Raw genomic sequence first — 25,430 nt, 5'->3', positions numbered from 1 at the left:
CATAACGATACGTAATTTTAAAATTTATAAAATTTGAGATTTATAGAATTATAAAAAATTTCGCGGATTTTCTAAGCGGTGGGATTTAAATCCGATTGGGTGCGCGGCGGGAACGAAAATGCGCCGCTTCAATGCGGCAAATATGGCTAAAGCGCAACTCAAGGTATTTGTCGCGATACTAACGCAGTAGTGCGTCAGGCGGAATTTCAAAATTTAAAATTAGGCAGAATTCTAAAATTTCACCGCATTGTGCTTTCTTAGAATTTTGCAAAAATTTAAAATTTCGTAATCTTAGAATTTCAAGATTTTTAATAATTTTAAAATTTTATTCGCGTTAGCTACCGATTTTAAATCGAATAAAGACTTTCTATTTTCTACCCATCAGAAGCTTTGAGCTACCTAGCATCAGCCATTTGGCTTCGCGCGGGCCCATAAAAAGCCCCTGCGTCGTATCTATAAGCTCGAGCTGCTCGTAGCCCTGCTCCTTAAGCCGTGCGATGAAAGCATCCATGTCGCCGTAGTTTCCGCGCGAGAAAAGATCGTGGATCGCGAAGCTGCCGCCCTTTTTAAGCACGCGGAGCGTCTCTAAAAGCAGCGCCTGGCGATCCTTGCGCATGATGTTGTGATAGACGTAGTTGCTTGTAACCGCATCGAAGCTGCCGTCCTCAAAGGGCAGCTGCGTGGCGTCGGCCTGCTCGAAGCTAGTGTTTTGCACCGCTTCGGCGCGCGCGTTGGATTCGCACAGCTGCTTGTTAAAAGACGCGTACTCAAAGCCCCAGCGATCGACGCCTAGCACCGATGCGTGCGGGTTGCGCTTGGCGACGGCGATCGTTAGCGCGCCGCTGCCGCAGCCTACGTCCAGCCCGCGCCCGCCCTCGGGTAGATCCACGTATTTCGCCGTGCCCTCTACGATCGCGCGAGAGAGCTGACGTTTGCCGCCGTAATCAAACGCGCGGTACCACACGACGCAGTAGATCGCAAAGCAGCCCAAAAACAGCGCCGCTGCGCCGAAAAGCCCCGCAAGAAACCACCTCAGCACGCCGCCAACAAAAGCGCCGCAAACGCCGAAAATCAAAAACAAAACTAACGCTACGCCCGCACCCGCGGCAAAGCTCGCGATCATGCCCTTAGGCACCCAGTTTTTATAGTCCGGTTTCATCTTCGCTCCTTTTATTAAATTTAATCTCGCGGCGGCAAAGCACGCTGCGGCGAAATTTTAAATTCCGCCCGTAAATTTTAAATTTCGCAGCTCAAACCTCGCTTAAATTTAAACGCACGCTAATAGGTGTATTTAAACTCCGCGTAATAGTTGCGCCCTGGAGCCGGAGTATAGACGTCCGAGCGTAAATTTTGGTTGTAATTATACTCCTCGTCAAAGACGTTTTTGACTCCGGCGCTTATCAAAAATCCGCTTGCGAAGCGGTACGCAGCGCCCAGATCTACGATCGTGCGCGAGTCGATTCTATCGTGGTTGCCGTCGTGCGATGATGAGAAATATTTAAAATCGCTCATCAGCGTTAAATTTCTAATCGGCTCGTAATCGACGCCCAAAACGAACTTCGAGCGCTCCACTAGCGGAACCTGCTTGCCTTTATCCGCACCGGATTGGATCTTGGCGTCCACGTATGAAAAGGTCTCGCTGAGCTTTAAATTTGAAAGCAGGCTTTGCTCTGCATACAGCTCCACGCCCTTGCGGCGCGTCTCGTCGATATTTATAAAATGCCAACCGTCGGTGATCGAGCTGCCCAAGGTTTCGTTTACGATCTCGTTTTTCGTATCGGTCCAAAAGATCGTAGCGCTTACGTATTGCCCGTAGATCAGATCTTTAAGACCGATCTCGTAGGTTTTAAAGGTTTCGGATTTGAGGTTATTAAGCACGTAAGGGCCGTTACGACCGAGCTTATCGATGAGTTGATTAGGACCTGGGGAGATATAGCCGCGCTCAAATTTAAAATATAGATTGCCGTCTTTAGAATAATTAAAATTCGGCGTGATCTCAAAAGCGTAGTTGTTTTTATGATCCGTTACGTGCGTGCTTTCTTGAGTATGAAATATGCGCCCCATCCTACGCATCGTCGTAGAGACTTCGCGATCTACTTTGTATTCGGCGCGCTCAAAACGCCCGCCCGCACTAAGTGAAAACAGCTCCGTGAAGTCGTGCTTTTCTAAGGCATAAACCGAGTGCGTCTGTTTTTGCATATCAAAGATCGTAAGCTGCGAAAGGCTCATCATAGGATTCATCGAAGTGGTAAAGTCGATCCTGCGGAAACCCTTATTTTTAAGATAATCATATCCCGCTATGAGCTCGTCGTTATCATAGGTAAACTTGCCCTTTAAATTTGCCCCCTCTTTGCGATCTTTCATCACAAAGCCCTTCTGCAAAATTCTAATATCTTGGTAATAAGGCTGTAAATTTGCTTCAAATCTATCGCCGAATTTCACCGCATAATCCAGGTCAAAATTTAGTCGCGTACTTTTGGTAAAGGTCCTCTCACCTCCCTGTTGGCGGCGATCCTTCTTGAGCTCAACAAGCCCTAAACCCGGTACATCATGCGTCCTAGCGCGATAAAAGCTCGGATTAAAAGAGAGGCTTTGATCATCTGAAATTTTATAATTTAGTCCGAACGATGTATAGTAGCCTCGCTCTCTTTCGCCCTTGCGGTATCCATGCTGATCAAAGCCCTTTATTGCGGTCTTTAGAAATAGATTTTCGCTCACATTCCCGCCTGCGCCGAAATTTAGATCATTGTAATTATACGATGCGATCTTGGTCGAGATATTGGCGTACGGGTATCTGGCGCCTTTTTTTGTGATGATATTTATCACGCCGCCGCTGGTGCCGCTGCCGTAAAGCACGCTACCGCCGCCGGGGATGATCTCCACGCGCTCAATATCTTCAATCGGAACTAAATCGATCGGAATGCTCGTCGGCGTCGTGTCGATCATATTGAGCGCGACTCCGTTAAGAAGGACCTTGACGGAGGTATTTGCCTTCTGGCCCTGTCCACGCAGATCTACCGTATCGCCGTGAAAGCTAACCCCCGGCGCCTTTTCTAAAATTTCGCGCAGATCGCGGTAGCCACGGTTTTCCATATCCTCCGCGGTGATAACGGAAACGTTGCGAACCTCGTTTTTAAGCATATCCTCAAAGCCCGTCGCGGTAACTACGATGGTGCCCAGCTTCGTGGCGTTCGCGCCGGAAGCGTTTTTAGGAGCTGCGGAATTTACGGCTCTCGCGCCGGGCGCACCGATATTTGCAGACATAGCGTTGTTTTCGGCTCCGTTTAGTTGCAATGCGGCGCACAAACTTAGCGCGATCGCGGCATTTGAAAGATAAAATTTTTTAAACATCACTCTCCCCTATTCAAAATTAGAATTTTGCGAATGATTTGCAAATGCTATATTATAATTTCTCTTGATTAAATAATAATAAATTTCAAAGATTAAAGATAGATTTTTTAAAATTTAGGCGTAGTTTGGATGAAATTTTAATTTCGAGCGTTTTGCTGGGCGCGGTAAAATTTCGGTTTTAAATTTAGACTCTTTAGCGGTTTTTATTTCTTAAAACAGTAAATTTGCAAAGCGGATATAGCTGGAATTTTTAAAATTTAATCGATCCCTAAAATCATACCCGTCTAAAATGCGCCCAAAAGTATTAAACCTATCCTAGCGTCCATTTTTTATTCCTAAGGCCTTTTGATTTTGTTTGAGTATCAATTATTTTTTATCATGGCTCACCCTCTTTAGCCACTCCTTTTCAAATTTATAATATTTCTCAAGCTTTTTATTCTTTTCCGCTTGATTCCACTTTTCTATCTCAGCATAATCTCGCAGCTCGCCTCCGCATTTAGGACAAACACTCCTATCTTTAACGTCCGAGAAATTATAAAATTTAAGACACCCTTTGCAGCGCATAAATTTAGGATAATATTTTATGCTTTTTTCAGGGCGAAATGCGAGATGTAAAAAGAAAGCGCACGCCGCAAAGCATAAAATTCCTATGATGATACGCAGATACGCGCTTTCAAGCTTTACCGATGCCATAAAGCCGGGTTTTATATCGACTTTTCCCAATAAAACGGCCGCCAGCCCCCATGCGAAAAAAGCAAAAAAGCCGATTAATGCAAAAATTCTATTTAGCATTTTTATACATCCCTCTATAACAAATCAAAATTTCATCGCTTTTTAAATTTACGCTTTTTGATCTTCGGGGGTTTAACGCCTTGATGAGGAGCGTTTCTCTTCCAATAGTCGCCGTCATTATACTCCGTAAGCTTTTTGCCGCAGTCCGGGCAAATTTGATCCGTGTTTTTGACGTCCTCGTATCGGTAAAATTTACCGCAGTCTGCACACCACATATACTCTGGGTATCTTTTTATGCTCTTTTCAGAGCGAAAGGCGAAATAAAAGCCGTAAATACCCATTATTAAAAATACGATTGCGGGCAATATCCACAAACTACCCGCATCATCAAATTTAATATATTTCTCGCCTATCTTTATATTTTTATTTACTGAAAAAATTATAAAGTATAAAAAGAATACTACACCAAGAAAAAAGAAGCCAATTCTATCTGACATTGCGCTGCTCCTTTTCGTTATGCTTTGCTTTATTCATAGCGTTTTGCGCCATACCGTATGATCCCTAAATTTGAGCTCTATGAGAGATAAATTTTATTCTTGATCGTTTTAAATTTCTCATATGACAAACCTGCAATATTGCAAAATCAATGTATAATCTTCGCTATAAAATTTTACCCTATTTTTTCTATTGTAGATACTCATACTTAGCAGATATTTGGCGAAATTTATGTAATCTTTCGTACTAGGGAAATAAAATGTAACACTTTGGTAGAATGTTTTAAAATCCAGCTCAAATTTATACTTATCCATATCGTCCGTTATATAGCACTCCGCTTCGTTCATTTTGATAAATTTCTCTATATCTATGCATAGTTGAGCACTATTTTTTGCGAATCGCGCTCCTCCCACCCAATATTCATAAGGAAAAAGCTCTAGGTATGAGACCCTTTCATTATACGATGATGTTAAAATGTTTTTTGCGAAATAATACATAGCCAAATTCGTAGTAAAACCCAATACTACAAGCCTTTTGTCTTCTAGAATTTTAATATCTAATTTATGATATTCATGTCCCATAAGTTCCTCATCAATAGTTAGAGGATCGTCTTTTATATAAATTTTATTCGGCAGCACTGATTTATTCTCCTTTTTTTGCGCTCTACGCCGTCATTCATAAAGCGCCGTTAAATATGATCCCGCCACTTCAATCGCGGAGGATAATAGCTCTTTTCCATCTACATTGATGCTGTTTGTGTTCATATTTTCTCCAATATAAGTTCTGACGAGCCTTCCTCAAGCGAATTATACTCATCCAGATGTATATGCGAATGTTTCGGCGCAGAATCTTGCGCTAAAGTAAGCAAATGCCTGGCAAGAGATATGAGTCCACTTTTATTTGCCCTTATAGTAACTTCGTTTCCTGGAGTATTGACGGAGATCGCAAAGTCCTTTTCCCATTGTAGCCGCAGTCCCTTTTCTGTGCAGTAATCTAATGTTTTTATAACATACTGCCCCATATATCTCCGATACTCCTTTCTGAATTTAATCGGTTGCCGATAGAATTTACCTCATCGATCGGCTAATCGATCTCATAGTATTTCAGGAAAAATTATATCTAAAATAAAAATGAAAGAGGTTGGAATAACTAAATTTAAGACGGGTGGGCGCGCGAACGCGAAAATGAAGTGGATTAAAATTTTAAAACAACTTAAGCAGGAATTAAAGAGAAGTAAAAAGAAGTGATTATAACTTAAAAGTAGCTTAAATGGTGGTCCCGATTGGACTCGAACCAACGACTTCCACCATGTCAAGGTGACACTCTACCAACTGAGTTACGGGGCCAAAAAGAAACGGCAGTATATCAAAAAAATCTCTCAATAGCAAGCAAATTTTAATTTTTCGTAAAATTCCGCCGAAATTCTATACCAAGATTTTGTCGCGACGTAAAACCCCGTCGAATTCTACGCGAAATTTCGCGATCTTGCCGCAACTCCGCGTGGAATTTCATCCCGCTACTAAAATTCGAATCCCGCGTGGAATTTCATCCCGCAACTAAATTTCGCAATCCCGCGCGGAATTTTATCGCGCTTTTGCGGCGCTCGCGCGTTTTGCCCCAGCAGCCTATTTTGCCTCGCTTTGCTTTATCTAGTCGCTTTGCTTCGCCCCATCTCGTTTCATCTACTCGCCTTGCTTCGCCCCGCCATATTTCGCCCGCTTGCCTCGCTCCGCCTTGCGCCCGTTAAGACGTCCAAATTTTTTCATTCAACTTTAGAATTTTTACGATTTGCAGCATAGCGTCCAGATCCGCTTTGATATCCTTTGCGATGTGAGCATTGAGTATCGGCTGATCCAAGCTCGGCTCGAAACTATCGGCGCCGCGAGATATCGCGATATAAATTTTATTTTGCTTAAAGCTCAGCGAGATATCGGATTTTACAAGCTGTTTAAGAGATAAAATTTTCTCCATCAGCGCGGGCGTCAGGACATACATAGCCGCCACCGTATCGCTTGCATAAACCGAAAAGTTTGCATTGAAGTCCGCGTTATCTATTGGTATTTCGCGACCACCCAGTAGCTTGTACCGCAACTCAGACGGCGGCAGTGTCGTATTCGAGAAAACAAAAACGTCGGAACGGATTTTTTTATTAAAATTTGCTACGAAAAAGGGTCCTTCGAAAAATGTGGCGTAATTATTTTTAAAAACAAATGGAATTCCCGCACCGATGTACTTTTCCAGCCTTATATCGCAAAACATAAAGTCCACTCCATCCACGTTCGCGTAAACCAGATCATCCGCGCGAAATCTATCAAATCCGTCAAATATCTCGCTTTGCCTTACCTCTTTTTCCTGAAAAAGCGCGCCCATTTTATACGAAAAGCCCAGACTCTCGATATAAGGCTTGAGATATAGCTCTTTGTAGCGCATCAAAAATTGCTCGGTTTTGCGCTCAAAAATCCACTCGTAAAATTCATCTCTCGTACTGATTATTGCTAAAATAGACGCGACTAAAAGAAATAAACTTTCTACGCCGAGATCGAGTTTGGGAAAATCAAGAAAGATGATTATCAATGCGAGTGCAAGCATCGGACCGAAAACCGCAAACGCTACGAGGTAACTTAAAATTTTCCAAAGCTTGCGACTTTTCTTAAGCTGTTTGCGCTGCTTTTCTAAATCTATTACGGTTTTAATATCCACGCCCAACCTCTATTTATTAAATTTAATGGCGCAACCTTGCGGCACAGCGTAAATCTGCGCCCGATACGGCGCAATAGGCGCACGCTGTTTATATGCCGCTAAATTTTACGGCTGCTTGCGCGAGCCGCGCGCAGTGAAATTTGCCGCCAAGCTTAACTTGCAGCATAAATTCCGTGATTAAAAAAACTTATTTCAGTAGTTCGTTTGCATACGCTCGCACGCTCGCGTCCACCGCTACAAGCGCGTCCGCGTCCGTCACGCTAGGCGAGTTAAATTTTTCCGCGCACTTCAGCACGACGCGCGCAATGTCGGTGAAGCGGCAGCGCTGCTGCAAAAACGCATTTACGCCCGCTTCGTTTGCGGCGTTGATGACGACGCCTAGATCGGGGTTTGCTAACAGCGCGTCTTTGATGGTAAAGATTTGAAATTTCATCTCGTCGATCGGTTTAAATTCTATAGGTCGCAGAGCGCACAGATCCACGGGTGCGGTGATCTGCTCCCGTACGTCGCCGCTAAACATCGCGTGTGCGATGGCTAGGCGCATATCGGCTCTGCTAATGTGCGCCGTCGTAGAGCCGTCTGCGAATTCGACCAGCGCGTGGATCTGCGAGGTGCGCTCGATGAGCGCATCGATCTCGCGCGTGCCGTAGAGCCAAAACGCCTCGATCACCTCAAAGAGCTTATTCGCCATCGTGGCGCTGTCGATCGTGATCTTTGCGCCCATCTTCCAGTTGGGGTGATTGAGGGCATTTTGCGGCGTGAGCGAGCCCAGCTGCGTTAGCGGCACGTCGTAAAACGCGCCGCCGCTAGCCGTGATGATTAGGCGCGAAACGGGGATTTTGGCATTGCTAAGTAAAAATTTCAGTCCGAAATGCTCGCTGTCGATCGGGTAAATTTTATCCGTTTGCAGAAATTTCCCGCCGACGACCAGGCTTTCTTTGTTAGCTAGACAGAGCTTTTTGCCGAGCTCTTGGGTTTTTAGGCTAGGCATCATGCCCGCAAAGCCTACAAGAGCGTTTACCACGGTCGTGCTTTTGCACTCCGCAAGCATCTGCAAAATTCCATCCGCGCCGCAAAATACGCGCTCGTGATCTACCTCGCTTTTTTGCTGCGCGTCCGCGATACAGACGAGACGAGGATGAAATTTTGCGATCTGTTCGTTTAAAAGCTTGATATTACGCCCGCAGCTAAGCGCTTCGATCATACTGCCGCTGCGCGCGGCTACGTCTAGGGTGTTTGTGCCGATAGAGCCAGTGGAGCCTAAAACTACCATGAGTAGACTATCGCCATCGCGATTGCGCCGAACATATAGCCGTCGATGCGGTCTAAGATCCCGCCGTGTCCGGGAAAGAGCGCGCCGCTATCTTTAAGACCCGCCGCGCGTTTTAGGTAGCTTTCAAACAGATCGCCAAACACGCCAAAAATTGCTATGATGATGGTTTTGCCTAAAATTTCAAGCGGCGGCATATTGGTAAAGATGCGCGCATAAATGAGGCTAACGATAAGCGCGAGCGCAAGACCACCTAGTACGCCTTCTACGGTTTTATTCGGCGAGCTAGCGCTTAGCGGAGTTTTGCCAAAAGCTCTTCCGATAAAATATGCGCCGCTATCGCTAGCTACGATAATAAAGATCAGCCAAACGAAGTGAAAAACTTCCCCGAAATCATCGTAAGCCGCCCACATAAAAAATATCGGCGCAACGGGATAGATGAAAGGAAGGGTGATCTTTAGGCTAGGGCCTTTGGTAAAGGCTACGACAGAGGCGACGCATAGGATCATCAGGATGCTAACTTTTAGCGCTGAGACGAAAGGCTCATCGGTCTGCGTAAATGGTAGCAGCGCAAAAAACGCGATCGCTAGCGCGAGCCACTTTTTGCTAGTTTCCTCTAGACCCCATAATTTGAGGCTTTCAAAAAACGCAAGCACGAGTATCAGAGCAAATACGGCGAAATTTAGCCACCTGGCGTTTATTAGAATTAGAGCTAAAAATACGGCGAGTAAAATGCTTGCCGTGATTATTCTTTGCTTCATAGAATTTCCTTGGAATTTATTTTGAATAATTATACTGCAAGCTCGCTTATTACGGCTTTAAAACGCTGATTGTTTTAAAATTTACGTAGTTTACGAAAGCACCTTCGTTGATTTTGACATTTTGACGTTTGGTGTAATCGACGAGATATTTTCCGCTGCCGCTTGCACTGAAGCTCACGCAAATTTTAGCGGCGAATTCGACCACCTCTTCGCTTAGACTTTGCTTATTTGTCTTTACGATGACGTGTGCGCTTGGAGTGTCCTTAAGATGAAACCAATAGTCGGATTTGGAGCTATTTTTTAGTAAGAACTCATTGCCTTTTTCGTTTTTACCGACGCTGATTTTAAAATCTCCTAGATAAAAGTTCGCTACATATTCGCTATTTTTTTCCTTGCTTTTTTGCCTAGTTTGCGTGCGCTTAGGCATTAGAATTTCGATCTCGTGTGCATCCTGTGCGGCAAGGACGAGCGATTTTAAATTCTCGTAAAACGCGAGTTTCTCCTTTAAATTTTGCTCTTCGATATGGATATTAGCAGCCTTTTGGCGCATACGCTTTGCCTCAGAGTAAAGCTCGCCCAAAGCGGCGCTTGCAGGCTTTTGCAGCTTAAATTCTATCGCTTCGGCGTCTTCTTTTTGCAGCGTAAATTCTCGCGCGCTAGTTGGAATTTTATAGATATTTTCTTTTAGCAAGGCAGCTTTTTCGCTTAAAAGCTCGGCGCTTCGCAGTAGTTCGGCGCTGCTTTGCAAAGAGATTAGAGCTTCGCGCACCGATTCTAGCTTTTTATTTAGCGTCGTGATTTTTGCGGATTTGAGCGAGTTTAAGCGATCCGCATTTAGCGCGTTAAATTCCGCGCGAAAAAATGCTCTAAAGTCCGAAATTTTTGGCACGGGGGCTTCTTTAATATTTGCAGGCGGTAGGTGGCGGAGTTTTCTTCCTACCTTGATCTGCCTAAATTCCGTTTCGAAGTGCCGCAGTGCCTCTAAAATCACATCGTTTTCATCGGTGATTATTACGTTGGTAAATCGCCCGGTAAATTCGAAGTAGATATTTGAGCTTTGGGTTTTGTAGCTTGCGTTTTGGCTCACGCTAAGGCATAGAATTCTATTATTTTCTGGCACGCTAACGGAAGTGATGCGCGATTTTACGAAGCGCTTGGCAAGTAGCACGTCAAAGGGCGCCGCGTAAACCTTACCTTCGGTAAAAGCGTCATTTTCGTGGATATTGCAGCCTGATTTATTCATATCGAAAAACAGCGTCTCGTTGCCGTCAAAACAGACTTTAAAAAGGTTATCTCCTACGCGTTTAATGTGTGAAAGGAAGCGTTTGGCGCGTAGATACTCGCAAATTTGAATTAAGTTTTGATACTTCATACGCGTTAAAATTTCTCTTTGTGGATTTTGCTTAAATTTAGCTTCTGCAGATCGTGCGGGCTCGGATGCTGTTGCAGCACGCCGAGGGCCAGTATCGCTTCTGCTTTGAAATTTGGCGGAAAGCCCAGCGCCTCGCGCAAAAACTCCTCGCAGCTGCGTCCGTCCGCGGCGGCGCGCAATCTTACCTGCACCCAGCAGCTTCCGAGATTTAGCGCGCTTGCGGCAAGGTGCATGTAGCCTAGCGCCACCGAGCAGTCCTCGATCCAGACATCCTGCTTCTGCGTATCTGCGATCACGACGATCGCGGCTGCGGCCTGTTTTAGCATATCCGCTCCGCTTTCGCGGCATGCGCTTAGCCGCTCAAGCATCCGTTTGTCGCGCACGAGGATGAACTCCCACGGGCGCAGCGCGTGACCTGAGGGCGCAAGCAGACCCGCTTTTAAAATTTTATCTAGCGCCTCGTCCTCAAGCGGCGCATCCGTATATTTTCTTACGCTTCTGCGGTTCGCAAAAATATCTAAAATTTCCATCGTCTCGCTCCTTGCGGCTCAATTATACATAAAATTGCAAAAATTTATGATTTTTTAGCTAAAATCGCGCAAATTTAACCGACACGAAGGAGATTTTATGAGGCAGACGATCACGGAGAAAATTTTTAGCGAGCACGTGGGCGAGACGGTTTTTGCGGGACAGATCATCGAAAGCGCCATCGATATGGTCATCGGCAACGACATCACGACGCCGATTTCGATCAAGCAGTTCGAGCTTAGCGGCGCAAAAAAGCTCGCCAACCCGGACGGCTTTGCGATCGTGATGGATCACTACATCCCTACGAAGGATATTTTAAGCGCAAACCAAGCTAAAATTTCGCGCGAGTTTGCTTACAAGCACGATTTGAAAAACTATTTCGACGAAAAGGATATGGGTATCGAGCACGCGCTGATGCCTGAAAAAGGGCTCGTGGTACCCGGCGACGTCATCATCGGCGCGGACAGCCACACCTGTACCCACGGCGCGCTGGGGGCTTTTGCAACCGGTATGGGCAGCACGGATCTTGCTTTTGCGATGATAACGGGCAAGAATTGGTTCAAAGTACCTCCTACGATCAAAGTGATCTTTCGCGGCAAGCCCGCGCCGCACATATACGGTAAAGATCTGATTTTAGAGGTGATCCGCCTCATCGGCGTGGATGGCGCGCGCTATAAGGCGCTGGAGTTCTGCGGCGACGCGCTGGAGCATTTGGATATGGATAGCAGATTTTCGCTTTGCAATATGGCGATCGAAGCGGGCGGCAAGAGCGGTATCGTCGCGGTCGATGAGATCACGAAGGAATTTTTGGCAGATAAAAATTTGCGCGCCGAGCCGAAATTTCACTACTCCGACGAGGGCGCGAACTATGAGCAAATTTTGCAGATCGACGTGAGCAAGCTTGATCCGGTGATCGCGTATCCGTTCCTACCTAGCAACGGCAAGAGTGTGCGCGATGCGGTGCGCGACGACATTGCCGTCGATCAGGTCTTCATCGGCAGCTGCACCAACGGCAGGCTCTCCGATCTGCGGATTGCCGCGCAAATTTTAAAAGGTCGCAAGGTCGCGCGCAAAACCCGCCTCATAATCACGCCTGCGACGCAAAAGATCGCTCTGGCCGCGCAAAAAGAGGGGCTGTGGGATATTTTCGTAGAAGCGGGCGCAGTCGTGAGCAACCCGACCTGCGGCGCGTGCCTGGGCGGATATATGGGAATTTTAGGCGTGGGCGAGCGCTGCGTAAGCACGACTAATCGAAATTTCGTCGGTCGTATGGGCGATAGAACGAGCGAAGTGTATCTAGCAAACTCCGCCGTCGCCGCAGCTAGCGCCGTCGCAGGCAAGATCGCCGATCCGCGGGATTTGTAGGTTTTAAAATTTAAATTTAGCCGCGTAAGACAAATCCTCCGCTTTGCGCGGTTTGAAAAATCTGCGGATCTGCTCATTTTGTGTTTATCGTAAAATTTAAAGCGTCCATACATTTAAGATAGCTGTTAGATTATTTCAGAAATTTTGTAGCCAAATCACTATAAATTTGGATAATGTACCTTGTTTTAGGCAAGATAACGCTCAATTTAATATATTTTCTTTTCTTACCGGAAACTCTATAAAATATTTACCATTTTCATCTTGTATAATATTTTCCATATCTTTATGATAATGCTTTATGGTTATGTTACCCTCCTTGTCATTATGGATATAGCAAGAAGCAGTAGAGTTATACTTGCATTCTTTTACTTTAAAAATTTTAAACATTTTCTGTGAAATATCAGTAAAATTTTCATCTTGATAGCGTATGACGCGCTCTTTTGTTATATTAAATTCATCTTTTGGTACTTGGGCTTTAAAAAAATATTGCTCATCAAATTTGACCTTTACTATGAGGCTATTTATTGCTGTTTTATTATCATCACTTAATTTTAAATTTTTGCAAGTATCATTATAGTCTTGAAAACATAGCGGGATTTTATCCAATTTCTCGCTTTCGATAAATTCATTTTTTACTATGAAATTGGCTTTATAGTTCGCAAGCTTGATCATTCTTACAAAATCGGGACTTAAAAGATAAATTGGACCTAACCCAATAAAGAAAGAAAGCCAAAAAACTGTTTTATAATCAAAGTATTTTGAAAAAGCAGCTATTCTAGTAACAAGAATAATTAGAAAAAAACACAAAAATACTGGTAGTACTATATCTTTATATCCAAAATAAACTATTACTATGAGAAGAAAGTCAAAAAGAGGATGTAAAAATATAAATAAATTTACATCATCTTTAAATTTTCCGGTTTTAAACATAGATAAAATAAAATATGATATAGATGCTATAAAATAAACAACTAGAATAGTGCCGAAATTATTAAGTATAAGATTTAAATATTTACTAAAAAATTTAATTTCATATAGAAATGGAATAGTAAGAATTGCAAATAAGTAAATTTGTGTAATTATAAAATATCTATTTATCCATTTTTCATTAGTTTTGACATTAAAAATAAAATAGCTACCTATAAAAGAAAGTAAACCTACCGTAACAACATACGCTAATCCTAAAATACCAATAAAAAGCAATAACGGAATTATTTCATTAACATTAATCTGCGGTGGTATTCCAATTTTAAAAAAGTAAGGCAAACAAAATACCCCTCCAATAAAAACAACCATCCAAAATAATAAAACTGTATGTCTCGCAGCAATAGAAAACAAATTAAGAAAATTAAAATACATAGAATTTTTCATATGTCTTATATATGATTGCATAATGCTTACATCTTCAAGTATATTGCTAAGATTGTTATAAACAGCATACAATACATTCTCTTTTTCAAAAAATTCATAATTCAGATTTTTTTGTTCCTTTACATTTCTACTTTTTATGTACCTTTCGATAATTTCTTTCTCTTCTTTTAATATTTTAATCGATTTAATATACCTTATGATAGTGGTTCTAAATGCAGTTCTACTGGCTGAGTAAATATTATCTTGCTTCAAAACCAACAAATATTGTTCTATTTCATTAATAAGACCGCGGGTCGTATCAGATAAAATTTTAAAATCATCTTGTTTTATAAATTTTTGTAGAAAATTGATGGCTTCATCGGTTCTATTCATGCGCTTGGCATATTCAGATTTAAATATAGCTATTATATATTTTTCCGTACTAGAAAAATTTGAATTTTTTAATTTGTCAAGAGTTCTACTAATTTTCCAAATACATGACTTATTATTATAGACATTAGCAAGCGCCTCATGTATATTTTCTATTTCAGTCTCTACTTGCTCTAAATCCTTATAGGTAAAATTTCTCTCAGACAAAAAAATCATTCCTTATTTAAATTTTTAAAACTACGATACCTACCGATTTTAAATTCTACGCCTCCAAAATCGCTCCGTTGCTAGCGTTCGTTACCAGTTTGCGATACATTCGCAGCCAGCGGTACGGCAGCGATTTTTCAACCGGCTTAAATTTAGCCCTGCGCTCTGCGATCTCGGCTTCGCTTAGACGCACGTTGATCGCGTACGTATCCACGTCGATATCGATGATGTCGCCGTCTTGTAGCAGTCCGATCATGCCGCCCTCGGCAGCCTCCGGGCTCACGTGCCCGACGCTTAGCCCTCTCGTCGCACCGCTAAAACGCCCGTCCGTGATGAGAGCTACGTCCGCGCCCAGTCCGCGCCCCATGATGAGCGAAGTCGGGCTTAGCATCTCCTGCATACCCGGGCCTCCGCGCGGCCCTTCGTAGCGGATGACGACCACGTCGCCTTTGCCGACTTTGCCTTTTGAGATGCCCTCTATCGCCTCGTCTTGGCTGTTAAAGCACACGGCCTTGCCGCTAAATTTACGCTCGCCTATGATGCCCGCGGTCTTGATGACGCAGCCTTGTTCGGCTAAATTTCCAAACAAAATCGCCAGTCCGCCCACGTCCGAATAGGCGTTTTCGACCTTATGGATGACCTCTTCGTCTTTTATGACGCTAGCACCCACGCGCTCGCCTAGGCTCTCGCCCGTGACCGTCGGCGCGCCAAGGTCTAGCAGCCCATTGTCGCGGCGCGAAATTTCGTTTATCACGGCGCTTAGCCCGCCCGCGCGGTCGATATCCTCCATGTGGATATTTGGTAAGCTCGGGCTGATTTTGGCGATGTGAGCGATCTTGCGGCTGATCTCGTTGAGCCCCGCGATCTGTAAATTTACCCCCGCTTCGCGCGCGATAGCTAGGATGTGCAACACGGTGTTGCTGCTGCCGCCCATCGCCATATCGACGACTATGGCGTTTTGGATCGATTTTTCGTTCACGATGTTGCGGATTTTGTATTTTTCATCCAGCGCGATTTGGCAAATTCGTCGCCCCGCTTCCCTGATGAGCTCCTCGCGCTCAGGCGTGAGCGCGGGCACCGTGCCGTTGCCTTTTAGCGCGATACCCATCGCTTCGCACAGCGTATTCATCGAGTTTGCCGTAAACATCCCCGAGCAGCTGCCTCCGCTTGGACAGGCTTTGCACTCGATCTCTTTTAGCTCCTCGGCGCTGATCTCTTTGGTTTCAAATTTACCCACCGCCTCAAACGCCGTGGATAGGTCGATCGGCTCGCCTTTTTTAGTGTAGCCCTTTTTCATCGGGCCGCCGCTAACAAAAACCGTCGGCACGTTCACGCGAAGCGCGCCCATCACCATGCCGGGCACGATTTTATCGCAGTTTGGCATGCAGACCAGAGCGTCCAGGGCATGCGCGTTCATCACCGTTTCGATCGAATTTGCGATCAGCTCGCGGCTAGGCAAGCTATAAAGCATCCCGGCATGCCCCATAGCGATGCCGTCGTCCACGCCGATGCAGTTAAACTCAAATGGCACGCAACCGTTTTTGCGGATCTCGTCTTTTAAAATTTCGGAGTATTTGTTGAGAAAAAAATGCCCCGGAATGATCTCTATGAAGCTATTTGCCACGCCTATAAAGGGCTTTTCAAAGTCCTCGTCCTTTAGCCCCGTCGCTCTTAGCAAGCTTCTGTGCGGCGCGCGCGTATAGCCTTTTTTGATGATGTCGCTTCTCATTTTATGTCCTTGAATTGAAATTTTCTCCATTTTAGCATAAAATTTTACCGCTGCAGGGCGTTTTAAATTTTAGCGCATTAAAATTTAAAGTGGGACTATTGAGCTTAATCAAACCGAATCACTCCTGTTTTTGATATAATTGCACATCGATTATCAAAATCTTGCCGTTTGGCAGGAATGAAAAGAGGAGAAGATGCAAAGAAGAAATTTCTTAAAACTAACGTCCGCGTTGGCGGCTAGCGGGCTTGCTAGCCCTCTTTTTGCAAAGGAGGCCTTCGCTATCTACGGCGCGCCCGCGATGCCTAGCCTCATCATCGGCGTTGCGTGCATGCAGGGGCAGATCGGCAAAAAATACGACGCCAGGCTTGAGCTTTGGCGCGATCCCGATCAGCTGCGCGCGGGCGTGGCAAACGGCGAGTACAAGGTTATGATGAGCCCGAGCAACGTGGGAGTGAACCTCGCAAATCAAGGGCGCAAGATTGGCATGGTAAATATCCTCACCGAGGGGCTAAATTTCGTGATGAGCAAGGGCGAGAAGATAACGGAATTTGCGCAGCTGAAGGGCAAAAAGATCGTCATGCCTTTTAAAAATGACATGCTAGACATCATCGTGCGAGCCATAGCGAAAAAGCAGGGCATTAGCGGGCTAAACATCGATTACACCGCCAGCCCCGCAGAGAGCGCGCAGCTGTTTTTGGCCAAGGACTACGACGTCGCGATCACGGTGGAGCCGCTAGCAAGCGCCATGATCTTAAAGGGCAAAGTATCGGGTATCGCCGTGCAGCGAGGGGCAAATTTAAGCGATATGTGGGCGCAGGCGTTTTCGGTAAAGCCCATCATCCCGCAAGCAGGCATCATCGCAGATACCGATTTTTACGCCGCGAAAAAGGCGGATTTTGAAATTTTAAACGCCGATCTGGCAGACGCGCTTGTGTGGATCAAAGCGAACAAACAAAGCGCCGCGGCGATCGGGACGAATTTCTTCCCTGCGCCGCCGCCTGCGATATTTATGAGCATCGATACGTCGAATTTATGCGTCAAAAAACCTAGCGAGATCAAGGACGAGCTTTTGAAATTTTATGAAATTTTGATGGAATTTAACCCTAAGCTCCTCGGCGGCGCGATGCCTAAGGACGAGTTTTTTCTATGCTAAAAATCGATAAAATTCGCAAAGCTCAAAACCCCGCGTTTTACGTCATAGACTATCTGTGGGGCGGCTTTGCGAGCCTAGGGGCGGTGTGCTTTTTCATAGCCATTTGGCAGGTGGCGAGCGAGGCTTACGGGCCGCTCATTCTGCCAGAACCCGCGGCTGTTTTTTTTAAGGCGTGCGAAATTTTAAAAAATTTCGCTGCAAACGATCTAGCCCTGTCGCTTAAGCGCGCGCTTGCAGGCACCTTCCTCGCGCTTTTTGCGGGGATTTGCAGCGGGCTTGCGGCGGGGTATTTTAAAAGCCTGCGAGCCTTTTTAAACCCGCTAATCACCGTGCTTCTTTCGACTCCGCCCATCGTCTGGATCGTGCTTGCGATATTTTGGTTTCATTTTGGCGATAAAAGCGTACTTTTTACCGTCGTTATCGTAGTCGCGCCGATGACTTTTGCGTCCGCGGCGCAGGCGATGGCTAGCGTGAGCATCGAATACACCGAGCTTTTCGACAGCTACAAAAGCTCAATTTTAAAAAAACTGCGCTACCTCTACGCACCGCACCTAATCGAGCGGCTGCTTCCTGCGATCTACGTCGCGGTCAGCAACGGCGCGAAGGTGCTTGTGATGGCGGAGCTTTTGGGCGCGAACGACGGCGTCGGCGCAAAGATCGCCGAAGCGCGCGTCAATATCGATACGGTCGAGGTCATGGCATATGTGTGCCTAGTCATAGCCTTTACGGCGCTTTTCGATTATCTCGTGACCAAGCCGCTTCAAATTTTACTGATGCCGTGGAGCAGATGATGCTAAAAATTTCAAATCTGCGCTACGAAATTCTGCGCGACGTTATAATTTCAGATTTTTCGCTGCGGCTGCGCGCGGGTGAAGTCAAGACGCTTTTTGGCCCCAGCGGCTGCGGTAAGACCTCGCTTTTGCGGTTGGTTTGCGGGCTGGAGGATAAAAAAAGCGGGCAGATCGAAAACGGCTTTAAGAAAATCAGCTTTTTGTTTCAAGAAAACCGCCTGCTACCAAACCTCACGGCGCTTAAAAATATTGAAATTTTTAGCCCCGCCGGCGTGAACGAAATTTACGCCCTCGCCGCAAAGATCGGGCTAAGCCCGAGCGATCTGAATAAATTCCCGCGCGAGCTAAGCGGCGGTATGCAAAAGCGCACGGCGTTTTTGCGCACGATCCTTAGCGGCTGCGATCTGACGCTGCTTGATGAGCCGTTTGTAGGGCTCGATCGCGACCTACGCGGCGTACTGATCGAAATTTTAGTCTCAAAGATCGAGCGCGAGGGGCTTGCCTGCCTTTTGGTGACACACGACCGCTTCGAAGCCGCACGCTTAAGCCACGAGATCATCGAGCTCGAGCCCAAAGGGATGGGGCTTAGGCGCGTCGTGAGCCTGGACGAGCCGCTAAACGCACGCGACGAGCGGTACGAAGAGCGCGTGGTAAGCGAGCAGTTTGGGGGAGTGAGCTATTATGAGTAGAAATTTTATCTTTAATGCGCGCAAGCAGGGAGGTTCCGCACGAAATTTGAACTTACGTTGCAGCTCAGACGCGTATGAACGAGATTTTGGTGCATATGGAGATCCGAGCGTGCGCAATCACGGGCATTTGTCGGGCGCTAGATGCGACGACCTCAGCACTCGCATAGATGGGTTTTTGCGGGGCATCGGGCGCTGCGATATGGATGCACGCGGGCGCGAGCTTTTGCGGAGTTCTGGATGTATTGATGTCGGTGCGGGCGGGCACAGGCTCTTGCGGGATACTAAATGTTATGATTTCGTTGCTTGCATAGACAGGCTCTTTCGGGACATCGGATGCTGCAATCTTAGCGCAAGCGAATACAGCCTTTCGCAGGACGCCTGGCACCGCGGTTTTATCACACCGAAATACGAACTGCGTAGCCGTGCGAACTGCGATTATATCGTGAGCGTGCTCTTGAACGGCGTAGTGCGCTGGGTTTTTGCAGCGCGAAATTCGGCGAAATTTAGTAGCGATATGTATCGCAGCGCCAGAGCCGACTTACGGCGCGTTGGCACAAGCCAAGATACCCGCTCACGCCGCGACTCCGGCGCGAGTGTCAGCTTGCGATGCAGCTCTAACGCGAGCGATCGTTTACAGCGCGTATCCGACCGCCCTGCTCGTGCCGCCTGCCTACATTGCAGATTTGGTGCGAACCCAGATGCCCGTCTGCGTTGTGGATTTGGCGCAGATTATTTTAAAAATTCAGGCGGAATTTCTACGCGAAATTTTAAAATTTACGCTCTCGATTTCGCACGAAATTTCAAAATTTCCGCTTCAAATTTTACGCGAAATTTCAAAAATTCAGCTCGCAATTCGGACGCCGAGCCAGCGCAAAGCTTTAAAAATCCAAATTTCGCACATGATTTCTTGCAAAGCGCTAAAAGCTACGATCAAAATTCCACTCATGGCTTCTCACAAAACGGCAGAAGCGCCGATCCAAATTCCGCGCTGAGCTTCTCGCAGAGCGTTAAAAATTACGAGCGAAATTTACCGCTAAGCTTCTTACAAAGCGCCAAGAATTCCTATCAAGGTCAAAATTCCAAACACGCCTCCGCGCAAAGTCATGCCGAGCCAAATTCTGTTCAAAATTTCTCGCAGAGCTCTAAAAATTCCGATCGGAATTTTAAGACCAATTCCACGCAAAATGGAACCGAGCCTGTTTCGCCGCAGGAGCTCAAAAATTCCGAGCCGTGCCCGGCGCAGCGGCTAGGCTTTTACGCGCCTAAATTTAAAGATGAGCGCGCGAGGAATTTTTTCTCCCATCCGATGCGCGCCTTCGTTCTTTGCGCCTGCTTTTTTGCGGCGCTGGGCGCGCTTAGTTTTTTAGCACCCGATGCGCTGGCGATCGATTATGTCGGCGCTCATAAGTTTTATTTTCTGTTTTTGGCGCCTTCGTGCATCTACGCGGCATTTTTGCTTACCGCGCTGCCCGATTGGACGAACTTCGAGGGCTCGCTAAAGCCTGTTTCGCTTGCCTTTGCCGCCTGCCTGATCGCAGCCTTTGTCGCGAGCTTTTTAAATTTGCGGCTTGCGGCTGCGATTACGGCGCTATTTTGGGCGATATTTTTCATCTTTGCGGCATGGCTTTTGTGGCTGGATAAAAACTCGAATAATTTTAGCATCCTGGCAGTCCTTGCGGCGTTTTGCGCCTGCTCTGCCGCCTATGGCGCGAACGGGAATGAGAAGTTTTTGCTTAGCTTCGTGCATATCAACGTCGCGGCAATCGCCGTCGTAAGCTACCGCATAAGCGTCGTCATAGGCAACGAAGCGTTAAGAGAGGGCGGGCTGAAGGACGCCGTTTTTATTCCAAATTTTATCTACAAAAATTTAGCCGCTTTCCTCGCCTTTGCTTTGGCGCTCGCGACGCCATTTTTAAGCGAGGCGACGTGCGGATTTATCGCGCTTGGCATCGGATTTTTGTTTTTGGCGAAGCTTCGCGAGCTGCACTACGCCGAAATTTTAAGCCGCCACTATATGGCGTTTTACTACGCGTTGCAGGCTGCGTGCGCGGCGGGCTATGCGTGGTTGGGCTGGGAGCTGATCCGCGGGGGATACGCTGCCGCGCCGCTGCACGTCATCGCGATCTGCTATATGTATGGAGCGATACTTTTCGTAGGGATGATCGCCGGACAGCGCCACAGCGGAATTTCGCCGCTAAACTTCCCGCGCCTAAGCCGTGCGGCGCTCGTTTTGGCTCTACTCGCGGGAGGTTTAAGAGCCGTTTTTGCGGGCGAGAGCTTTGTTTTATACGTGATGACCCCCGCGGCGCTTTTTATCGCCGCGGTCGCGCTATATCTGATAAATTTCGTCCCGATCTTTCTGAAAAATCCTTTCAGCGCGGATCCGGATTGATGCTCATCAAAGCGGGCTTGTTAAATTTTAGCTACAATCGATCAAATTTCATTTCAAGGAGAGCTTATGCAACACATCAAAAATATCGACGCCGCTAAGGCCGTAGAGCTTGCTTCGCTAGTCGAAGTATCCCCTCATAAGGTGATTTCGCGCACCCTCGCACAAAATCCTGCGCTGAATATGACCCTTTTCGCCTTCGACGGCGGTGAGGAGATCAGCTCGCACAAATCCGACGGCGACGCATTCGTTTACGTGCTTGAGGGGGAGGGCGATTTCACGATCGATGGGCAGAAGCACCGCGTAAAAGCGGGGCAAAGCATCGTCATGCCTGCGGGCTTGCCGCACGCGATCTTTGCGCCGGTGCCGTTTAAGTGGTTTTTAGTGGTGGTTTTTTAGCCTATAAGTTTAAGGACGGGTCAAATTTTAAAATTTAGCCCGCCCGCCGCTTCATAAAATTTTATCCGAAATTTCATTCTTAGGATCGCCTTGTTTGTTCCCGCCTGCTCCCGCTCGCCCTCGCAAAATTTTAAAATTCCAAAACGTTTAAATTTTATTTTCACCGCGCCTAAAAATTTCGTCTGTTTTGCAAACCGCGCGGGAGCTGAAAATAACGCACTGCGTTTGCGCGCTGTGTCTAGCCCCGAAATCGCGCGCTTGAGCTCGCATCGCAAGTCAAATTCATAGCTCGCGCGTTAAATTTTTAAGTCGCGCCGAGCGTGCAATACATATCGGGCGAGTAGAGTAGACGGGCGCTGTAGTAGGGCGAACCCGCCGAGTGCGCAATGCGCGGCCTAGCTCATAGATCGAGAGTTAAATTTAAAGGCCGTGTCCGGCGCGAAATGCCCACCAAGCAGGCCTAAATTTTAAAATTTAGCTCTCGCTCGGAGTCAGCTCCTTGATGATGAGCTCAGGCGTGATCGTGCCGCGGAAGTTGTTTTTGCTAATCGTAAAGATCGCGTCCACTCGCTCGCCGGCGCGCGGCAAAAAGTCGTAGTTGAAAAACAGCGCCTCGACGCTGCCGCCGTTTTTGTCAAGCGCCATTTTGATATGCTTGCCCTCCTTGCCGATCTCTCTGATATTGCGGGCGCGGGCGCCTTTGATACAAAAGAGCGGGCGTGGATTTTTCTGCCCGTACGGCTCGTAAAATTCTAAAATTTCAAGCAGCTCGAAGTCTATCTGCGACGCGTCCAGCTCGCCCAGCAGATCGTCTTGCGCGTTAAAATCACTCAGATCTTTAGGCGTTATGCGCTCATTTACGCGGCGCTTAAACTCCTGAAGTAGCGCAGGATCGATCCCCACGCCCGCAGCGCCCTTGTGTCCGCCGAAGGTCGTTAAAATTTCGCTTTGCGAGGAGATTAGCTCTAAAATATCGAATTTACCGATGCTGCGCGCGCTTCCTTTGGCGCGCGAGCCGCTTACGCTAAAGACGATCGCGGGCTTTTTGTAGGTCTTGCTTAGGCGACTTGCGACGATGCCGATGATCCCTTCGTGCCACTGCGGACCCCACACGACGATGACGTTGTCGCTCGGATCGACGCTTTTTACGATCTCGTCGTAGAGGTTTTTCTCCTCCTCTTTGCGCGAGTTGTTGATGGAATTTATCGTCTCTAGGTAGTGGTTTGCCTCTCTGATATTTTTGGCGCATAGGAAATTATACGACATCGTCGCATCGTCCATCCGCCCCGTGCAGTTGATAAGCGGCGCGATCGTATAGCTGATATCGTCGAATTCGAAGTGCTTTTTAAAATAATGCTCTTTTATCGCCTTGAAGCAGGCGCGGTTTGAGCTATTTAGCCGCTTGATACCGAAGCGCAGCAGCGCGCGGTTCATGTCGCGCAGCTCCATCATATCGGCGATTATGGCGATGATGAGGATATCCATAGAGCTTGCCATATCGTAGTTCACGCCGAGGGTTTCTTTTAGCGCTCCCACGAGATACCACGCTACTTGTGCGCCGCAAATTTCGATATTTGGGAAGGTGCAATCAGGCTGCTTCGGATTGATTATCGCATAAGCGCGCGGCAGCACGGGCGGGGGCATGTGATGATCGGTGATGATGAGATCGATCCCCTTTTGAGCGCAAATTTCGGCAGCTTCCGTCGCGGAGGTGCCGTTATCTACCGTGATGATGAGATCCACATCCTCAAGCTCGCCTATGATCTCGCTGTTTAGCCCGTATCCGTCGGTGAAGCGGTTTGGGATCTTAATAACGTAATCCGCGCCTATTTGATTGAAAAAATCGCTCATTATGACGGTGCTTACGATACCGTCGACATCGTAATCGCCGACTACGGCTATGCGCTGGTTTTCTTCGATGGCAGTTTTTATGCGCAAAGCCGCCTTATAGGTATCCTTCAGCTCGCAAGGTAAGGGAATTTCAGAAATTTTAGTATGCCGATCGTTCGCAAATCTCGATTTTAGAATTTCCCTTATCTCATTTTTACCTAGCATTTTTTATAGATGCTTCGATAAAGCCCAAAATCGCGGGATTTGGGCGCACTAGACGGCTGGTAAATTCCGGGTGAAACTGCACGCCCAGAAAAAACGGATGATTTTTTAGCTCGACCGCTTCGATAAGCCCGTCGCTCTCGCCGCAGACTATAAGCCCGTGCTTTTCAAACTCGGCGCGGTACTTCGGATTGGCTTCGTAGCGGTGGCGGTGGCGCTCACGGATGGTTTTTTGCTCGCCGTAAATTTTACCCAGAAGCGAGCCTTTTTTGACGTCGCAGTCATAGCCGCCCAGCCGCATAGTGCCGCCCATAGGGGATTTGTGCGTGCGGATCTGCTTTTTGCCGCTCGCGTCGATGAAGCTGTCGATGAGGTAGATCACCGGATCTTCGGTCTGAGGGTCAAATTCCGAGGAGTTGGCGTTTTTCAATTTTAAGACGTTGCGCGCAAACTCCACCATCGCAAGCTGCATCCCTAGGCAGATGCCCAAAAACGGCACCTTATGCACCCGCGCGTAGTTTATGGCTAAAATTTTACCCTCCACTCCGCGCGAACCGAAGCCGCCCGCGACTAAAATTCCGTTTACGTCGCGGAAAATTTCATCCACATTGCTTGCTTCAATTTTTTCACTATCTATCCACTTTAAGCTTATCCGCGTATCGAGCGTCGCGCCCGCGTGGATGATCCCCTCGGTGAGGGATTTGTAGCTTTCTTTCAGATCGATATATTTGCCGACGAAGGCGATCGTAGTTTCGTTCGTAGGCACGATGACGCGCTTAACTAGGCTGTCCCAGTTGCTCATATCGACTTCAAGCTTATTTAAGCTTAAAGTCTCTGCGATCGGCGTTAAAATATCTTGTTTCAAAAACGCAAGTGGGATCTGATAGATGCTCGCGCTATCTGGGCTTTCTATGACGCAGTTTTTATCCACGCCGCAGCTTAGCGCGATCTTATCTTTTAGCGCGCGATTTAGCGGCATTTCGGAGCGGCAGATTATCATATCGGGGCTGATGCCGATGCGGCGCAGTTCGCCTACGCTGTGCTGCGTAGGCTTGGTTTTGAGCTCGCCCGCGACTTTTATAAAAGGCACGAGCGTGAGGTGGATATTCATCGTATTTACCCTACCAAGCTCCACTCTCATCGCGCGGATCGCCTCTAAAAACGGCAGCCCCTCGATGTCGCCTACGGTGCCGCCGATCTCGACGATCAGCACGTCGTTGCCCTCGCCCGCCTTTTTTATACGGCGCACGATCTCGCCTACGATGTGAGGGATCACCTGGATCGTCTTGCCCAGATAATCGCCCCTGCGCTCCTTTTCGATGACGGAGCTGTAAACTTTGCCCGTGGTAAAGTTGTTGTCTTGGCTTAAATTTTCATCCAAGAACCGCTCATAATGCCCAAGATCCAGATCGGTCTCCGCGCCGTCGTCGGTTACAAAAACCTCTCCGTGCTCCAGCGGACTCATGGTGCCGGGATCGACGTTGATATAAGGATCCGCCTTTAGTATGCGCACTTTAAGCCCCGCATGCTTTAAAAGCGTCGCGATCGACGCCGCTGCAATGCCCTTACCCAGCGAGCTCAGCACTCCGCCGGTAACGAAAATATATTTCGTTTGTTTTGCCATAAGTTTTCCTAAATTTTGATATTAATGCCGCGATTATAACTTCTTTTAGGTTAAAGCACACTAAGCTAGAATTTGAAAATTTT

At 47.0% G+C, this 25,430-nt stretch carries 21 protein-coding genes and 1 tRNA gene; 6 read left to right on the top strand and 16 right to left on the bottom strand.

What is annotated here, in order from left to right:
• Positions 1-367: 367 nt before the first annotated feature.
• The 11 genes from Q0323_RS03825 to Q0323_RS03775 all read right to left on the bottom strand — a co-directional run bounded on the left by Q0323_RS03825 (position 368) and on the right by Q0323_RS03775 (position 11,211).
• Positions 368-1,159, bottom strand: a complete 792-nt coding sequence (locus Q0323_RS03825; protein WP_298051658.1) for a class I SAM-dependent methyltransferase — start codon at positions 1,157-1,159, stop codon at positions 368-370.
• Positions 1,160-1,278: 119 nt separating this feature from the next.
• A complete protein-coding gene (locus Q0323_RS03820) occupies positions 1,279-3,351 on the bottom strand; it encodes a TonB-dependent receptor (protein ID WP_298051656.1) in 2,073 nt (690 codons plus the stop codon).
• A 366-nt stretch (positions 3,352-3,717) separates the two neighbouring features.
• The gene (locus Q0323_RS03815; RefSeq protein WP_298051654.1) at positions 3,718-4,143 is read right to left on the bottom strand and encodes a hypothetical protein; all 426 of its coding nucleotides are present in this window, start codon (positions 4,141-4,143) and stop codon (positions 3,718-3,720) included.
• Between the two features lie 32 nt (positions 4,144-4,175).
• Positions 4,176-4,580, bottom strand: coding sequence for a hypothetical protein (locus tag Q0323_RS03810; RefSeq protein ID WP_298051652.1), 405 nt, complete (start codon positions 4,578-4,580; stop codon positions 4,176-4,178).
• A 117-nt stretch (positions 4,581-4,697) separates the two neighbouring features.
• Positions 4,698-5,216: a hypothetical protein gene (locus tag Q0323_RS03805; RefSeq protein WP_298051650.1), complete on the bottom strand. Its 519-nt coding sequence runs from the start codon at positions 5,214-5,216 to the stop codon at positions 4,698-4,700.
• 632 nt (positions 5,217-5,848) lie between these two features.
• Positions 5,849-5,924, bottom strand: a tRNA-Val gene (locus Q0323_RS03800).
• A gap of 397 nt (positions 5,925-6,321) precedes the next feature.
• Positions 6,322-7,278: a DUF3137 domain-containing protein gene (locus Q0323_RS03795; protein WP_298051649.1), complete on the bottom strand. Its 957-nt coding sequence runs from the start codon at positions 7,276-7,278 to the stop codon at positions 6,322-6,324.
• A 187-nt stretch (positions 7,279-7,465) separates the two neighbouring features.
• Entirely contained in the window at positions 7,466-8,551 is a 1,086-nt protein-coding gene (gene dxr, locus Q0323_RS03790; protein WP_298051646.1) for a 1-deoxy-D-xylulose-5-phosphate reductoisomerase, read from the bottom strand.
• The gene (locus tag Q0323_RS03785; RefSeq protein WP_005872778.1) at positions 8,545-9,309 is read right to left on the bottom strand and encodes a phosphatidate cytidylyltransferase; all 765 of its coding nucleotides are present in this window, start codon (positions 9,307-9,309) and stop codon (positions 8,545-8,547) included. The genes dxr and Q0323_RS03785 overlap by 7 nt, the downstream gene beginning before the upstream one ends.
• 49 nt (positions 9,310-9,358) lie before the next feature.
• The gene (locus tag Q0323_RS03780) at positions 9,359-10,681 is read right to left on the bottom strand and encodes an NFACT RNA binding domain-containing protein (protein ID WP_298051643.1); all 1,323 of its coding nucleotides are present in this window, start codon (positions 10,679-10,681) and stop codon (positions 9,359-9,361) included.
• A gap of 5 nt (positions 10,682-10,686) precedes the next feature.
• Positions 10,687-11,211 (bottom strand): nitroreductase family protein, encoded by a 525-nt coding sequence (locus tag Q0323_RS03775; protein WP_298051641.1) that lies wholly within the window; start codon positions 11,209-11,211, stop codon positions 10,687-10,689.
• A gap of 97 nt (positions 11,212-11,308) precedes the next feature.
• On the opposite strand from Q0323_RS03775, the gene Q0323_RS03770 reads away from it, so the two are divergent.
• Positions 11,309-12,574: a 3-isopropylmalate dehydratase large subunit gene (locus tag Q0323_RS03770; protein ID WP_298051638.1), complete on the top strand. Its 1,266-nt coding sequence runs from the start codon at positions 11,309-11,311 to the stop codon at positions 12,572-12,574.
• Positions 12,575-12,775: 201 nt separating this feature from the next.
• On the opposite strand, the gene Q0323_RS03765 is transcribed toward Q0323_RS03770, so the two are convergent.
• Entirely contained in the window at positions 12,776-14,521 is a 1,746-nt protein-coding gene (locus Q0323_RS03765; protein WP_298051636.1) for a hypothetical protein, read from the bottom strand.
• Between the two features lie 55 nt (positions 14,522-14,576).
• Positions 14,577-16,250, bottom strand: a complete 1,674-nt coding sequence (ilvD, locus tag Q0323_RS03760) for a dihydroxy-acid dehydratase (protein ID WP_298051633.1) — start codon at positions 16,248-16,250, stop codon at positions 14,577-14,579.
• A gap of 193 nt (positions 16,251-16,443) precedes the next feature.
• Between ilvD and Q0323_RS03755 the strand changes: the two genes are divergently transcribed.
• The 5 genes from Q0323_RS03755 to Q0323_RS03735 all read left to right on the top strand — a co-directional run bounded on the left by Q0323_RS03755 (position 16,444) and on the right by Q0323_RS03735 (position 21,671).
• Complete coding sequence (locus Q0323_RS03755) at positions 16,444-17,403, top strand: ABC transporter substrate-binding protein (RefSeq protein ID WP_298051630.1); 960 nt, start codon at positions 16,444-16,446, stop codon at positions 17,401-17,403.
• Positions 17,397-18,194 (top strand): ABC transporter permease, encoded by a 798-nt coding sequence (locus Q0323_RS03750; protein WP_298051628.1) that lies wholly within the window; start codon positions 17,397-17,399, stop codon positions 18,192-18,194. Before Q0323_RS03755 ends, Q0323_RS03750 begins: the two co-directional genes overlap by 7 nt.
• Entirely contained in the window at positions 18,194-18,883 is a 690-nt protein-coding gene (locus Q0323_RS03745; protein WP_298051625.1) for an ATP-binding cassette domain-containing protein, read from the top strand. Before Q0323_RS03750 ends, Q0323_RS03745 begins: the two co-directional genes overlap by 1 nt.
• Positions 18,876-21,275, top strand: a complete 2,400-nt coding sequence (locus tag Q0323_RS03740) for an NnrS family protein (RefSeq protein ID WP_298051623.1) — start codon at positions 18,876-18,878, stop codon at positions 21,273-21,275. The genes Q0323_RS03745 and Q0323_RS03740 overlap by 8 nt, the downstream gene beginning before the upstream one ends.
• A 66-nt stretch (positions 21,276-21,341) precedes the next feature.
• A complete protein-coding gene (locus Q0323_RS03735) occupies positions 21,342-21,671 on the top strand; it encodes a cupin domain-containing protein (protein ID WP_291939008.1) in 330 nt (109 codons plus the stop codon).
• A gap of 20 nt (positions 21,672-21,691) precedes the next feature.
• Here Q0323_RS03735 and Q0323_RS03730 read toward each other — a convergent pair whose 3' ends face one another.
• The 3 genes from Q0323_RS03730 to Q0323_RS03720 all read right to left on the bottom strand — a co-directional run bounded on the left by Q0323_RS03730 (position 21,692) and on the right by Q0323_RS03720 (position 25,347).
• Positions 21,692-21,835: a hypothetical protein gene (locus Q0323_RS03730; protein WP_298051620.1), complete on the bottom strand. Its 144-nt coding sequence runs from the start codon at positions 21,833-21,835 to the stop codon at positions 21,692-21,694.
• Between the two features lie 310 nt (positions 21,836-22,145).
• Positions 22,146-23,726: a single-stranded-DNA-specific exonuclease RecJ gene (gene recJ, locus Q0323_RS03725; protein ID WP_298051618.1), complete on the bottom strand. Its 1,581-nt coding sequence runs from the start codon at positions 23,724-23,726 to the stop codon at positions 22,146-22,148.
• On the bottom strand, positions 23,716-25,347 hold the full coding sequence (locus Q0323_RS03720; protein WP_297894728.1) for a CTP synthase: 1,632 nt from the start codon (positions 25,345-25,347) through the stop codon (positions 23,716-23,718). Before Q0323_RS03720 ends, recJ begins: the two co-directional genes overlap by 11 nt.
• Positions 25,348-25,430: the final 83 nt, after the last annotated feature.

It is taken from the genome of uncultured Campylobacter sp., assembly GCF_938030145.1.
Classification (GTDB): domain Bacteria; phylum Campylobacterota; class Campylobacteria; order Campylobacterales; family Campylobacteraceae; genus Campylobacter_B.
This window is presented reverse-complemented; position numbering and strand designations above follow the sequence as displayed.